The organism is Nostoc punctiforme PCC 73102, from assembly GCF_000020025.1.
Classification (GTDB): domain Bacteria; phylum Cyanobacteriota; class Cyanobacteriia; order Cyanobacteriales; family Nostocaceae; genus Nostoc; species Nostoc punctiforme.
In genome coordinates, this window is record NC_010628.1 from 5,640,139 (window position 1) to 5,655,220 (window position 15,082).

A 15,082-nucleotide genomic window follows, 5' to 3' on the forward strand; every position below is an offset into this window, starting at 1 on the left:
AAGGAAGCTATTGATTTTAAGTTTAAAAGTTGGAGTCAGTAGAAAAGATGATTACTAGAGTAGATTATCAGTTAAATCGCTTGCAATTTTTAAATAAATTAGTGAATTTAGAAAATGCAGAAGGTTTAGAAATAGGAGCTTGCGATTTACCAACTGTTACCAAAGAGGTTGGCAAATGTGAGTTTGCCGATTTTCGTTCATCGGAAGAAATGATTGCTCTTTGGAACCTTCCTGCTGAAACAGTAATGCCGATCAAATATATTCTCCAAAGAGATATTAAAGTTCACCTTCAAATTCACAAAAAATTTGATTTTGTAATTCTCTGTCATGTAATTGAGCATATTCCTAATGTAATTAGCTATATTAAAGATTTACATAATTTGCTGAAACCAGGAGGACTCCTAATTATTGCCTGTCCAGATAAGAGAATAACTTTTGATGCTTCAAGACCCTCAACCACAATAGAACACTTACTCGACGATTATTACAATAACTGTAATTATCCTTCATTAGAACATATCTTGGAATTTGGCAAAGTTATATCTGAAGATTTAAAGCAGAAAAGCATAAAATCACCTAAAGAGTTTTATAAATGGGGATGCGAAAATTTTGAATCTGGATTTGCAGATCCTCATTGCCACGTTTGGACAGATGAAGAGTTTTTCACTCAAATGGAATACTTGATCGATGGGGATATTATTGAAGGCTTGGAAATTGTTGATAAACAATACAATGATGGTGCTTATAATGAATTCCTTATCGCTTTCAAATCTTCTGAATGAATCCAGATATAATCAGAGAAATATCAATTTATAATGAAAGTAGTTTGTTACATTATCAATTCATTCAATATGTCACAATCGCGTTCCCTATGCATCGGTTTACTGTATAAGTATTACGCAAATGAAGTCTCAGTATAAGATAGCAGCTTATATAACTGCTTATGAAGATCCAAAAGCAGTTATGGATTGTCTTAATGCTATTGCTTGCCAATCCTCCTTTGCGATTGACAAGTTGCTGATATTAGATAACTCCACAAAAAAGCCTTTATTGCATCTCACAAATAAAGAAAATATTTTAATCAAGTTTCATCCAGAAAATATAGGAATTGCGGCAGGATTAACTTGGGCAATCAAATGGGCTATCGAACAAGAATATGACTTTTTATGGTCTTTTGATCAAGATAGTGTTCCGGCTGCAAACTGTCTAGAAATTTTGCTGAAAACTTATTATCAATTGTCTCAACAAGATAATTATAAAATTGGCATTATTGCTCCTACTCCTTCTGATCCTAGAACGAGTAAGGTTATAGAAGGTGCAGTTTTTTTTAACGATCATTTTCTAGCGCTTAAACATAATAGTAGTGTTGATTTTTATGAATGTGATTCACCGATTACATCAGGATCTCTAATTTCATTAGCTGCCGCTAAAACCATTTCTCCTCCTTGTGTTGACTTATTTATTGATGGTATTGACCTTGATTATGGATTGCGATTAAGGCAAAAGGGCTTTCATAACCTAATTGCTACTAAAGCTATTATGCACCACAATTTTGGTAGTCCTATTCAAGTAAAATTTATGAATAAATATCGCTACATCCAACAATATTCAGCTTTACGTTATTACTATATCTGTCGTAATCATAGTTATTTGGAAACTCGCTTTTCTCAAGGTTACTATCACTTCACTAGCTTAATGCGGCGAATAAAATATATGCTGCTTCAAATTCTTTTTATTATGCTATATGATTTAGAAGATAAACAATTAAAAATATGGGCTTGTTTATTAGGGACTTATCGGGGCTTAATTGGAAATATTAGTAAAACTTGGTAATTGATACTTCTATATGACAGACTGCAAGAATGAACACACAATTAATTAACTCAGTATCAATTATCTTAGTTAACTATAATGGTGCAGATGTTTTAATAAATTGTTTGAATTCTCTAGAAAAATTTATTCCTAAAGATAACTGTGAAATTATTTTAGTCGATAATAATTCTCAAGATAATAGTATAGATATTGTTGATAATAAATTTCCTGAAATCAAATTAATCAAACTACCAATAAACGTTGGTTTTGGAGCAGGAAATAATGCTGGTGCAAAACTAGCAAAAGGGAAATTTTTATTATTATTAAATACTGATACAATACTTACAAATAACATCTTACCCCATCTTATAGAATTAATGTCTGTAAATCAAGATGTAGGTGTTATTGGTACTAAGTTACTTTTTCCAGATGGAAGTTTTCAAATTTCTTTTTCACCTGAAATTGGAATTAAAGGAGAGTTTCAAGCACAAAAAATACATAAAAATGCTGAAAATAAAAATTCTTTTAAGATTATAGAGCAGGATTTTCAAGATATTAAAGAAGTAGATATTGTCGTCGGAGCCGCCTTTTTTATTAGGGCAAATTTATTTAATTTATTAGGTGGCTTTGACGAAAAATTATTCATGTATTTTGAAGATTCTGATTTGTGTCAAAGAGTCAGAAATGAAGGGTATAAAATTATTTATACTCCCCACATATCCATAATTCATATAAGAGGACATTCTGTAAAAAAAATATCCAATAAAATGTCTGTTGAATATAGACGTAGCCAGATTTACTACTATCATAAGCATCGTCCGATGTGGGAAATATTGACGTTAAGAGTATATTTAATATTTAAGTTTTTATATCAATACCTAAAAACACCCAACCCTTATAGTTGGGAAATTATAAAACTAAGTTTTATGTATAAATAATTATGTCTTTATTAATTAACCTTTCATTTATACTTACTAAACCCACAGGGACTACGACTTATGCTTTTAATCTTTTACCTCACTTAAAACCACTTCAACCAACACTTTTAACTTCACAATATTTTCCTAACTATAATTCCTATCAAACTCCTGTTAATCAAACGTCAGAACAAGGTATTAAAGGTCATTTACGCCGCCTGAGATGGACACAATTTAAACTACCAAAAATTTATAATAACCTCAAATCTAGTCTTTTATTCTCCCCACTTCCGGAAGCACCTCTTTATACCAACTGTCGTTTTGTAATCACGTCTTTCGACATGATACCGTTGCGCTTTCCCAAGCGCTTTTCACCACTCATACCTTACCACCGCTACTACACTCCCCAAGTCCTTAAGCAAGCGCAACACATTATTTGCATCTCCCAGACTACGGCTGAGGATATCACTAACTTTTACGGAATTCCTGCAAACAAAATTACGCCCATCCTCCTCGCTTACGATCGCACTCACTTCCGTCCTCTCAATCTAGCTACCCGCAACTACTTTCTCTACATTGGCCGCCAAGAGCCTTACAAAAACATCCAGCGACTGCTCGCTGCTTTTGCTGCGTTACCTAACCACAAAGACTATGAACTATGGTTAGTAGGGCCAAGTGATTTGCGTTACACCCCGACTTTAAAAACGCAAGTTGAGGAACTATCTATAACTAATCAGGTAAAGTTCCTAGACTATGTACCATATAGCGAATTACCAAAAATTATTAATGAAGCGATCGCTCTAGTGTTCCCCAGTCTATGGGAAGGTTTTGGTTTACCGGTTCTGGAAGCAATGGCTTGTGGTACTCCCGTCATTACCTCCAATCTCTCCTCCTTACCAGAAGTGGCTGGAGACGCGGCGATTCTGATCGATCCATACAACACCGTAGAAATTACAGAGGCAATGCAGGTTATTGCAACTAATTCGGCACTGCGATCGCACCTTTCTAGCCAAGGTATTATTCACTGCCAACAATTCAGTTGGGAAAAAACAGCAAAAGCAACCGCCGAAGTGTTATCCCGGTACATGTAAAATAATACCGTTGAGTAAGGCAGGGACTTAGAGAACGCGGCAACACGGAGAATAACAAATGAAAAATGAAAAATCCCTATGAAAGCACTAATTCTCTCTGGTGGAAAAGGTACACGCCTACGTCCCCTTACTTATAGCGGAGCCAAACAACTCGTACCAGTTGCAAATAAACCTGTTTTATGGTATGGCATTGAAGAAATGGTCGCTGCTGGGATTACTGATATTGGCATCATCATCAGCCCGGAAACTGGAGCAGAAGTTCAAGGGAAAACTGGAAATGGAGAATACTTTGGAGCAAACATCACCTACATCGTCCAAGAGCAGCCACTCGGACTTGCTCACGCCGTCCAAATCGCCCGTCCGTTTTTAGAAAATTCTCCCTTTGTCATGTACTTGGGCGATAACCTTATTCAACTAGGTGAGTTACGTTACTTTCTGCAACAATTTAGCCAGCAACAGCCGGATGCTTTGATTCTCTTGCGTTCAGTTGCCAACCCTAGCGCCTTTGGTGTGGCTGAGGTAGATGATACAGGACGGGTATTACAGTTAATTGAAAAACCCAAAGTTCCTCCTTCAAATCTGGCATTAGTAGGAGTTTATTTCTTTTCTCACCTCATCTTTGATGCGATCGCAAATATCCAACCTTCTGCCAGAGGCGAACTGGAAATTACTGATGCTATTCAATACCTAATTAATCAGGAAAAGCAAGTTTTAGCATACAATCTCAAAGGTTGGTGGTTAGATACTGGCAAGAAAGATGACTTATTAGAAGCTAACCGATTGATTCTCGATACCTATTTGATAGCATCAGTTCTTGGCGAAATCGATGCCCAAAGTCAGATTATTGGACGAGTCCAAATCGGTGCAAAATCTCAAGTAATTAACTGCACAATTCGGGGACCAGTAGTCATTGGTAGCAATTGTCATTTAGAAAACTGCTTTATTGGCCCTTATAGTAGTATTGCTAACAATGCGACACTGATTGATACTGATTTAGAGCATAGTGTGATTTTAGAAGGCGCTAAAATTGCCGGAATTCATCAGCGTATTATTGATAGTGTGATTGGGCAACGGGCACAATTGACTCTTGCACCTCGCCGCCCCAAAGCCTTGCGATTTCTAATTGGCGATGACTGTCAAATTGAACTAACCTGATTTACTTTTTGAAAAAAGGAAAAGCCACGGTCGAAGTGTTACCTGCTAGCTGTAAAATACAAGCATTAAATTACTCTCACAATTAAAACTGTGGCGGGTTACTCGAAATAATATTGATGAGTATTGTACAGACCAAAATTCCCGAAGTTCTACAACTAGAACCCAAAGTATTTGCAGACGATCGCGGGTTCTTTTTTGAAGCCTACAACGATCGGAAATTTGCCCAAGAGACTGGTATTGTTGCCAACTTTGTCCAAGATAACCACTCTTGCTCTAAACAAAACGTTCTGCGGGGATTGCATTACCAAATCCAACAACCCCAAGGTAAACTTGTCCGGGCTGTTGTTGGCACTATCTTTGACGTAGCCGTAGATATCAGAAAAAGTTCGACTACCTTCGGTAAATGGGTAGCTTATGAACTCAGTGCTGAGAACAAACGTCTATTGTGGATACCACCAGGCTTTGCTCATGGGTTTCTTGTGCTTTCAGAAGTAGCCGAAGTTCTCTATAAAGCTACAGATTACTACGCACCCCAAGGCGATCGCACAATTCTATGGAACGATCCAGATTTAGCTATAGATTGGCCCCTGAGTGCGTCACCGATTTTATCAGCTAAAGACCAAGCCGGTAAATATTTGAGAACTGCTGAAGTATTTGATTAAGCTTGATGATTGCGTTAGGTTCGAGAACTAATTAGGATGAGTAAATCAATTTTGCTGATTGGTAGCAACGGTCAAGTAGGTAAAGAACTGCAACAAATACTCCCATCCTATGGCGATATTATCTCAGTAGCACGCCCAACAGTAGACCTTGCCCAACCCGATACCCTCCGCAGCATCATCAGATCCAAGCAACCACAAATCATCATTAACGCCGCTGCTTATACTGCTGTGGACAAAGCAGAAAGCGAACCCGAACTTGCTAGCGCTATTAATGCTACTGCGCCCCTAATTATTGCCCAAGAAAGCCAAAAATTAGGAGCTTTTCTAATTCATATTTCGACAGATTATGTTTTTGATGGTAATGGGTATCGCCCTTACCAGGAAACCGATGCGACTAATCCCTTGAGTGTTTATGGTAAAACCAAACTTGCTGGAGAAGAAGCAATTCGGGAAACTTGCGCCCATCACCTAATCCTCCGTACTGCTTGGGTTTATGGAACCTTTGGCAAAAGTAACTTTGTCAAAACCATGCTGCGACTAGGTGCAGAACGTCAAGAACTCCGTGTTGTCGCCGATCAAATTGGTAGCCCGACTTGGGCGCAAGATATAGCCACAGTCATAGCCCAGACGATTCCCCAGTTAACCCCAAAAATTGGCGGCACTTATCACTACACTAATAGCGGTGTTGCTAGCTGGTATGACTTTGCAGTTGCCATTTTTGAAGAAGCCCAACAGCTAGGCTTCCCTTTAAAAGTTGAACATATTGTCCCTATTACAACTGCCGAATATCCGACACCAGCCCGTCGCCCTGCTTATTCCGTCCTTGCTTGTGGAAAAATTTCCGCAATTGTAGGGACTTATCCTTCCCATTGGCGACAAAGACTTCGGCAAATGCTTGCAGATTTGAAAATTGGGTATGCGGAATAGGGCACAAGAGGCAGAGGTGCAAAGAAGCATTGGGCATTGGGCATAAGAGGCAGAGAGGCAAGAGGTACGCACTTCGACTCCTTTCGACTTCGCTACCTCGGCTTCACTCGGCACAAGTCAAGGCAAGTCGCTCAGTGACCGAGGGGCAGAGGGGAAAAACTTACTGCAATTTCTCATTTGCTCCCCCGGTTACTGAGCGCAGTCGAAGTATGCTCCCCTGCACCCTTGCTTCTTCCCCACGTCCTATTTCTTTTGACTTTTTAATACTCCCGTTTCATGTTGTATGGGCAAGACATCTAAAATATCAGTTTGGGAACAATATTTTAAATCTTCGTGACAGTCAAGACGCAACAATCGTTGGCCGTGACTAGCTTGGTGAAGTAATCCTAATAAGTTATCTTGCCATTGAGAGTAAAGAGCGATCGCACTAATTACTTCATCATTACCAGCGATTTCTTCAGGTGACAACTGGGTTTGCTGCCAAATACTATGAGCGATCGCACCCGCACAAACTGTATCCTCTAAGGAAAAGCTACCTTCCCAACCTGAACCGACAATCCACACTGTCTCTGGTTGCTTATCTAAAAGGAATTGCACCACTGCCGCCCGGTTAATCAAGGCTGCTGCTAATACATTTGGGGAGTCTTGTACCCGTTGTAAAGCACGAGTCCCATTTGTAGTGCTGATAAACAAACGCCGCCCTTGTACTAATTCTGGTGTGCAGTCGAGGGGAGAGTTACCCAACTCAAAACCAGCTACTTTCGCACCGCCGCGTTCTCCAGCCCGCAGACGTTTTTCATGGGGCCATTTTTCGCTAACTTCAATTAACCGATCTAAATCGCTGAATACTTGTACAGCTTCGCCTCCAGATGCCAAGACAGTCGCAATTGTGCTAGTGGCTCGCAAGACATCGACTGCGATCGCACATTCTGGCGCTTTATCCGTTGGAGTCAATTCAGGAGTGTGGTATAAGAATAACTTCACGGGCTGGATACACCTGTTTTAATACTACTGCCGAAAATAACATTCTACCCAGTTGGTGTCACTAACTATAATCACAATTATTCCAGGAACATTTTTTACCATCAAAATACAAAATGTATCTTATTCAATACATAGATACGAGTGGGGACTGGGGAAAAAGCAAGGGGGCAGGGATGCATACTTCGACTGCGCTCAGTAACCGGGGGGCAAAGGAGAAGAGTTTATACCCCTAGCAGGAACAGCACCCCTCCCTTCTGCCTCTTTTCAATCCTTAATCAATATTGAAAAAGCCCATTTTTATGATTTCAGACTTTCAGACTTGCTGCACTATCTTGTAATCTAAAACAAGAACAGACCTTCTAAAAGGGGAAAAAGTTACAGTTTCAAGGTTACAGCGCTAAGGGACAAATATTTACTCATTCCCTACTCCCCAGTACAGACGCAATTAATCGCGTCTCTGCCCACTCCCCACTCCCCATTGAAATTGCTATGGCACCTTTACCCGACTATCGCCCTAAACAACTATCTTTAGGCCCGTTGGAAGCGGAAATTTTAAATATTATCTGGGAACTTGGTTCAGCCACAGTCAAGGATGTACACGATCGCATCCTCACCGATCCCAACCGTGAATTAGCGTATACTTCTGTCACCACCGTCTTACGTCGCCTCACTGATAAAGGTTGGCTGGCCTGCGACAAAAAGGAGCGGGCATTCTATTGGCGGCCAATGCTGAGTAAGCAACAATCAGAAGTGATCAAAGCTCACGAGCAGTTACAGCGATTTCTAGCAGTGGGGAATCCCGATGTTGTTGCTGCCTTTGCTGATAGTCTGGATGAAGCAGCTAGTGAACAAATAGCAGCGATCGCCAAACGGATTCAATCTGCACGCCAAGCCAGGGAGGAACAATGATGCATCTGATAATGATTTTGAATGCTTTGGCAGTTGCCTGGTGGTTAAGATCCGCCTGGAATCAACCCCAAGGCAATTGGAATCTGCGATGGCAGCGATCGCTATTTTTGTTCCTTTTCCCGCCCTTGTTAATTTTCATGACTGCGATCGCTGTGCTGTTCATGGGGCCTCAAGGACAAATGGGCGGGATGTATACAGGCTCAATTAGCTATTTACTAGCATTAATTTATTTGGCATTTTTTGCCATTTCATGCATTAAACTTGCTTTTCAGGGTTGGCAGTCTGTAGAGTCTGCCCGTAACTGCCCCTTAGTGAATGTTGGCGATAGACGAGCCAGACTGCTGCAAACGGGCGCGTTGTTTGCAGGTCAAATCGGTTTTTGGCAACCAGAATTAGTGGTTAGCCAAGGATTAGTACAAACTCTTTCACCTGCTCATTTAGAAAGCGTTTTAGCCCATGAGCAAGGGCATCACCATTACAGGGATACGTTCTGGTTTTTCTGGCTGGGTTGGGTGCGTTCTTGCACTGCATGGTTGCCGAATACAGAGCCTTTGTGGGAAGAACTGTTAGCTTTGCGCGAACTCCGTGCTGATGGTTATGCTGCATTGCAGGTAGACCCTCTGGTGCTAGCGGAATCACTTTTATTAGTAGTTAGTAGTGGCCCCGTTTTATCGGAAATTTGCTGTGCTGCATTAGGTTCCTCTGGTGCAGATCGTTTAGAACAAAGAGTAGAAGCTCTATTAGCACCACCAGAAGCAACCCCAGAAGCTCAATTACAATCTTGGCATGGCTTTCTGCTAGCGTTCCTACCTCTACTGTCTGTGATATTTCATAGTTAAGTTGAATTTATAGCAGGGAATAGGGAACAGGCAATAGGCTTGAAAGTGTCTTGATGCCGGGGTTTTACGATCGGTTTATGTTCTAAACTATATTTCAACTGCTATAAAAAGCCACTACAGCCCAAAGCTACGACGTTATCGACATCAGTTGTGTCTGTAGCAACTTCCGGTTTCCCTGTAGGAACTTCTGCCTTGACGTTTCCGTGTTTCGCGCAAGCTGTAGCAACTTCCGCCTTCCCTGTAGTGACTTCCGCCTTGACGTTTCCGTGTTTCGCGCAAGCTGTAGCAACTTCTGCCTTCCCTGTAGTGACTTCCGCCTTGACGTTTCCGTGTTTCGCGCAGGCTGTAGCAACTTCTGCCTTCCCTGTAGTGACTTCCGCTTTGACGTTTTCGTGTTTCGCGCAGGCTGTAGCAACTTCCGTCATGACTGTAGCGACATTGGTTATGTCTGTAGCGATGTCGGTTGCCACATCACGATGAAAATTTTGAATATAGCGGTTTCCAATTGCATGGAATACAGACCTAACCCCCAGCCCCTTCCCTTCAAGGGAAGGGGAGTAGGATTCAAAGCCTCTCTCCTAAAAGGAGAGAGGTTTGGAGAGAGGTCAAAAATGTACTGCACCCAAGCGAGAACCACTATAGGGTTGTTATATTACTCTTCTTCTAGCAACTGTTCTATATATTTTTGTACTAAAGGCACTTGAAAAGCATTGCCTTCTTGAGTCAAGATTTCTTTTCGCGTTAGTTTGCGGATAACGCCTTTATCTTGCGGTGTGGGAGTTTCCCCGTGGATTATCCGGCGTAGCAGAGAGCGATCGCTATCTGTTAAACTCTTCCATAATTCCCGAAAATACTGAACGCCTACCTAGATAACTCCTGCGAACCACTAAAAAGTAAAATCCACTGGCGTTGATGTTGCAGCAGATTACGGATAAAATTGAGTGGCGCACGGCTGCTTGTTGCCTTCACCACCTCACCCAGGCGTTCATATTCATCCAAACAGAGGAGAAATTGCTTACCGGAGTTGTTACGTTCTATTTCTGCTAACCAAGTTTGCAGCGCGGAAAATGGATCTTCAGCTAGTTTACTGGCATCTGGATTAGGCAAGTATACTTTGCGAGGTAATCGCCGTGCAGCTTCGATAATTTGTTGAGCTAAATTCTCAGCTAATCCTTTTAATGTTGTGGCTGATGGTGCTCCTTGTAAATCTACCAGCAAAGGTACAATATTTGCTTGTATTCTATAAAGGAGATATTTCAGCGCTGAAGTTTTCCTTGTCCTCCGCCCACCATAGAGTAACAACACTAGCGGTTGCTCAGAAAGTGTCAAAGATTCGATTTCCCGAAATATGTCAACTCGCCCTTTAAAACGATCCTTTGGTGTTTCGTAGTCTAGCGAGTTACCAGCAATATAAACTTGTCGAATTTCTTTTGATTGCTGTGCCTGTTCCTCTAAAGTGCACTGCGCCGTTTCTAATATAGTTAGCCAGCTTTGTGCAGTATTGCCAAAAGAGACAGCAACGCTAGCATCTTTTGTCAAAGCTAGACTTTGCCCCAGTTGGCGTAATGCAGTGATGGGAATATTCAGTAACTCATATTTACGATGAGGTGAAGTTGCTTCCTCTGATGCCCGTACATTCTGACTAATATCCAAAAATTCGGGTAGTACAACGCCAAGTTCCTTTGGCGGTGGTGAGGGAATCCACGCTAGTTGGTTGGCAATCTCCAGAATATCGGTCAACCTCTGACAACGATTGAGAATATCTACAGCAATACCAGAAATTGCCTGTGCTGCAACTTTTTGCTGATTCGTGGATGTAATTAGATAATTAATAGTCTCACGGGCAGCATCTGGGTTCTTTCGATAAGCCTCTACAATCATCATATCCATGAAAGGCAGAGGCAAAATAATCAATTCATCGAAGCGAGGGGGCAGATATCGCAAACAATTTACTCGCTTTCCATTGGGAAACAATAAGAACAGGGTGAGTATCCACAGTAATTCTGGCAACCAGAAGTAAACCCGCAACACACCGAAAATCCATGCCACGACTAGCATCAAGGCGTTGCTCTCCATCAGCGATCGCAAATTGTCATAAAATCCATTATCGAATTTATCGGGATATTTCAAAAGGCTTTCAAAATCATCCAGACAGAGAACGGGTAGCTTTCGTTGCTGTTTCCATTCCTTAACCGCATCTGAAAAAGCTTGACGATTAAGCGGTTTAGTCTTCCAACAATTTTGCAGACTGCGTTGTTGCCATCCCTGAACATGACTGAGTAAACCTTCAGCTACAGCCTCATAGAAACCCGTTTCAGTTTGGCAATCTACACCCCGTAACGGTAGGTAAATTACCACATAACTACTGCTGTTTAATACTCGCTGCTCCCAAGTCAGAACGAAATAATGCAGCAATGAAGATTTACCAATGTGCTTCTCACCAACTATATTTATACTTGTAGGCTGATCGCCCTTCATCCGAGATGCGATCGCGTGTAATTCATCTTTACGACCGACAAACAGCCTGGGGTCTTCAATCATCCCCGCAGCGACAAAAGGATTGGCAGGCAGCGCTCCAGAAGTCATGTAAAGCGTTATCCTAGTTTCAGCAATTTAAGTGCAATCACCTAAAAGAATACCACTAGCCTGATAATGTCTTTGCGATCTAGTTCTTAGGTATGTGCTTTTGCCATATCATGAGAAGCCACAACGATTTATAACACCAGATATAAAACCAAATCATTTCTAGGACTTACGCAATAACTCTCTCAAACTCTTATTTCTTTGTGTCCTACCCTGCGGGAAGCCACTTCTCTACGAGACGCTCCGCGAACGTGTCTATGCGTCCTTTGCGGTTCGTTTTTTCATTATTTTGCGTAAGTCCTGATTTCAATCTGCGATGCGTAAATCTGAATTTTGTGTGTGGGCTGCTTTGAGTAAAGACTACAGTTACAACAATGAGACTCAAAATCTTAGAGCAAACTTCAACATTACTGAAACTACAACTCAAGCCAGCAGCCATCCTCTACTGGTTCTTTGGCGGACTCTTTGTAGCAGGAGGCGTTTTGTTGATAACGACACTGGCAAAGACAACTACTTTTACTTGTAATCGGTTTGAACCCACTCAACAAAGTTGCCAATTAATCACCAAAAGTATTTTAAAATCTCAAGTTAAAAATTGGAAACTCAAAGAGGTGCTAAGTGCAAAACTAGACACTAGTACGACTGGTGCTGGGAATAGTTATCCCTTGCTACTTCTGACAAGAGATGGTTCAATTTCCATAGATTTAGTAAATGCAAACAGCACTCAGAAGAAATCTAAGGCTGCACAAATTAATGCCTTTCTTAAAAACTCACAAAAAGCAAAGTTAACGATTTATGAAGATAGTCGTTTGTGGACTTATCCTCTAGGTTTATTTTTGATTGCAAGTGGCGCTGTTTGCATTATTTATATGCTGATGAATAACATAATTATTTGCATTTTCGATAAAACCCTTGACAAAGCAACTATTAAACGTGAAGGTTGGTTTTCTAAAAAAGTAGTTGAAGCTAAACTTTCAGAAATATCAGGTCTGAATATGGATGCAGTCGCAATTGACACAGTAACAGGCACAAATTCGACCAGTTACAATATCGTCTTAAACTCGGTATCTGACAAGAATATTTATTTGGCTGCTGGCCCAATGTTTACTGCTAAAAGTGCAGAACAGACCGTTGATGCGATCGCCACTTTCTTGAAACTAGATTAACCTGAGAGCAACCCCTTTAGAACCTTACCTCCTGTCAGTGATTCTGGGGTGCATCCCTTGAGAGATGATGAATTAGTTTTGCTTAAAGAACTCAGAGAGATGTTGCTCTAGGGTAAATATATTTTCGTTTCTGAACGCGGTGAGGTGATGTCCACTGATGCGGTGCGAAAGCTGATTGGGTGACTGGCGGCACAGGCTGATCTTGATATCAAAGTTCACTGTCACATGATGCGCCATGTCTGCGATTATTATCTGGTGAATCAGGGTTATAACACCAGATAAATTCAAGACTTCCTGGGACACCGCGATATTAAACATACTGAAAAATATACCAAGCTGAATGCTCGACGCTTCCTGAATTTTGATTGGGGTGATTTGTAATATGTCGAGAAATTTTTTATCTAAAACAACAAATATATTCGTACAACCAAAAGTTGATTTAGTTAATCTAACTAAAGGCTAATTTAATCAAGTTTATAAATCTCTATAAATGTTAATTAAATTGTTTTGGAAAAGCTGACGATCAGAACAATTTTTTCAGGCGATTCTGTTACTTATGCGTTGATAGAAAGTGGAAAAGCCTGGCTTATGTTCAATATCTACTAATTTCAACAGTTAAACTATGGTAACTACAACAGCACCAAATCTGGCTCTTGTTGAGAAATAGACAGCGTGGGCACTTGGATGGATAATTAATCTAATTGCGGGTGAACTTGTACCACCGTCTGGTGATGAACCTGGAATATTTCCAAATCCTGCTCAGGAGTTGGAAGATTTGCTCGCTCGCCGCATAGATTTTTACTTGGGGGAAAACTCGAAGCTTACAGAAGTTATTGGGAAGTGGAACCGGGTATGGGGGCCTTTTGTTTATCTGGCTCGGCCTCCGTTCAATAAATATGCAACTAATGCAATTTATGTGGCACAGCAAGGCAATAAGTACGTTATTGGTGTTGCTGGTACGAATCCTAAGTCTCTTCAGAACTGGTTGGTTGAAGATTTGTATGTTGCAGTACTAGCGGATTGGGCTGACTATGCTGAGAACGACCCACAGTTTCAACCCAAAATTTCTATGGGAACTAAGATAGGTCTGGACAATCTCTTGAGGCCACATCCAGGCTCGTCTACAACTATCATTGACTTTCTCACAGACCTGTTAAAAGAAGCGGACGAAAACATAGAGATTCTACTAACAGGTGCTAGTCTAGGTGGTGCATTGTCTCCTGTCCTAGCACTTGCTTTGCATGAGAAAAAATCAACATGGGATCCAAATAATCGAGCTACATTAAAGGTTGTTACATTTGCTGACCCTACACCAGACAATTATTATTTTGCAGAACGCTATAGGCTGAAACTTGGCAACACAACAACGCGCATTTGGAATAGTCTCGATATTGTTCCCCATGCCTGGAAACCAGAACTGCTGAGTCAAATTCCCAGCCTTTACGAGCCTCAAATCCCCTCTAACCCTCTTATTGAGAAATTCGTGAACATAGGTAAGTTGTTGTCAGTCGGAAGATATTATACCCACCTTGAGCGGCTAACCCCTCCATTAGAAGGTACGTTACGGCCTATAGAACAGACTCCAGAAACAAGTTCTAAGCAAGTAGAGCTAGATGTTCAGTTGTCCGCTCTAAAATCAGCACTGGCAAAAGAAAATGTGTCTGTGTCAGATATAGATATCAATGGACTCCTGCAATTCCTGGCACAGGCTAAACAGCAACATATAGACGCGTACTTCGATTTACTGAACTTTCCATCAGAAGTAACAAAGTTTATTGTAAATACTGAACAACTCCCGCCGGATTTAAGGCTTCAAGAGGAAGATCAACAAGAGGCTATCGAGAGCGTGATTAGTAAACTGTTGGAATACTCTGCGAACCCTGATGTAGATGAGTAACCCTTAAAAAACTATCACGTTGCATGAATTACCCCACAGAAAACTGCCAATGGAAGCAATGTTCTGTAATGGGCTAACCAGCAAGCCGATCACTTCAAATGGAAATTTGAGGCAGTGTAGTTAAGCCTTTTGTCCTCCTT

14 protein-coding genes are annotated in these 15,082 nt (G+C 41.0%); 11 read left to right on the forward strand and 3 right to left on the reverse strand.

What is annotated here, in order from left to right; translation table 11 throughout:
- The first annotated feature begins 29 nt into the window (after window positions 1-29).
- The 7 genes from NPUN_RS22890 to rfbD all read left to right on the forward strand — a co-directional run bounded on the left by NPUN_RS22890 (window position 30) and on the right by rfbD (window position 6,564).
- On the forward strand, window positions 30-782 hold the full coding sequence (locus tag NPUN_RS22890) for a class I SAM-dependent methyltransferase (protein WP_202947513.1): 753 nt from the start codon (window positions 30-32) through the stop codon (window positions 780-782).
- 121 nt (window positions 783-903) lie between these two features.
- Window positions 904-1,833 (forward strand): glycosyltransferase family 2 protein, encoded by a 930-nt coding sequence (locus tag NPUN_RS22895; protein ID WP_012410859.1) that lies wholly within the window; start codon window positions 904-906, stop codon window positions 1,831-1,833.
- Window positions 1,834-1,862: 29 nt separating this feature from the next.
- Window positions 1,863-2,750 (forward strand): glycosyltransferase family 2 protein, encoded by an 888-nt coding sequence (locus NPUN_RS22900; protein WP_012410860.1) that lies wholly within the window; start codon window positions 1,863-1,865, stop codon window positions 2,748-2,750.
- Between the two features lie 2 nt (window positions 2,751-2,752).
- Window positions 2,753-3,820: a glycosyltransferase family 4 protein gene (locus tag NPUN_RS22905; RefSeq protein ID WP_012410861.1), complete on the forward strand. Its 1,068-nt coding sequence runs from the start codon at window positions 2,753-2,755 to the stop codon at window positions 3,818-3,820.
- A 78-nt stretch (window positions 3,821-3,898) separates the two neighbouring features.
- Entirely contained in the window at window positions 3,899-4,975 is a 1,077-nt protein-coding gene (locus NPUN_RS22910) for a glucose-1-phosphate thymidylyltransferase (protein ID WP_012410862.1), read from the forward strand.
- A gap of 116 nt (window positions 4,976-5,091) precedes the next feature.
- Window positions 5,092-5,637: a dTDP-4-dehydrorhamnose 3,5-epimerase gene (rfbC, locus tag NPUN_RS22915; RefSeq protein ID WP_012410863.1), complete on the forward strand. Its 546-nt coding sequence runs from the start codon at window positions 5,092-5,094 to the stop codon at window positions 5,635-5,637.
- A gap of 36 nt (window positions 5,638-5,673) precedes the next feature.
- Window positions 5,674-6,564, forward strand: coding sequence for a dTDP-4-dehydrorhamnose reductase (rfbD, locus tag NPUN_RS22920; RefSeq protein ID WP_012410864.1), 891 nt, complete (start codon window positions 5,674-5,676; stop codon window positions 6,562-6,564).
- A 243-nt stretch (window positions 6,565-6,807) separates the two neighbouring features.
- Here rfbD and NPUN_RS22925 read toward each other — a convergent pair whose 3' ends face one another.
- The gene (locus NPUN_RS22925) at window positions 6,808-7,548 is read right to left on the reverse strand and encodes a 2-phosphosulfolactate phosphatase family protein (RefSeq protein WP_012410865.1); all 741 of its coding nucleotides are present in this window, start codon (window positions 7,546-7,548) and stop codon (window positions 6,808-6,810) included.
- A 489-nt stretch (window positions 7,549-8,037) separates the two neighbouring features.
- On the opposite strand from NPUN_RS22925, the gene NPUN_RS22930 reads away from it, so the two are divergent.
- A complete protein-coding gene (locus NPUN_RS22930; protein WP_012410866.1) occupies window positions 8,038-8,457 on the forward strand; it encodes a BlaI/MecI/CopY family transcriptional regulator in 420 nt (139 codons plus the stop codon).
- The gene (locus tag NPUN_RS22935; RefSeq protein ID WP_083782425.1) at window positions 8,457-9,296 is read left to right on the forward strand and encodes a M56 family metallopeptidase; all 840 of its coding nucleotides are present in this window, start codon (window positions 8,457-8,459) and stop codon (window positions 9,294-9,296) included. The genes NPUN_RS22930 and NPUN_RS22935 overlap by 1 nt, the downstream gene beginning before the upstream one ends.
- A 101-nt stretch (window positions 9,297-9,397) precedes the next feature.
- On the opposite strand, the gene NPUN_RS22940 is transcribed toward NPUN_RS22935, so the two are convergent.
- Complete coding sequence (locus NPUN_RS22940) at window positions 9,398-9,766, reverse strand: hypothetical protein (protein ID WP_234710965.1); 369 nt, start codon at window positions 9,764-9,766, stop codon at window positions 9,398-9,400.
- A 391-nt stretch (window positions 9,767-10,157) separates the two neighbouring features.
- Window positions 10,158-11,882: an AAA family ATPase gene (locus NPUN_RS40930; protein WP_012410869.1), complete on the reverse strand. Its 1,725-nt coding sequence runs from the start codon at window positions 11,880-11,882 to the stop codon at window positions 10,158-10,160.
- A 371-nt stretch (window positions 11,883-12,253) separates the two neighbouring features.
- Here NPUN_RS40930 and NPUN_RS22955 point away from each other — a divergent pair, with 371 nt between their 5' ends.
- A complete protein-coding gene (locus tag NPUN_RS22955; protein WP_012410870.1) occupies window positions 12,254-13,045 on the forward strand; it encodes a hypothetical protein in 792 nt (263 codons plus the stop codon).
- A gap of 775 nt (window positions 13,046-13,820) precedes the next feature.
- Complete coding sequence (locus NPUN_RS22960) at window positions 13,821-14,942, forward strand: lipase family protein (RefSeq protein WP_012410871.1); 1,122 nt, start codon at window positions 13,821-13,823, stop codon at window positions 14,940-14,942.
- Window positions 14,943-15,082 lie beyond the last annotated feature (140 nt).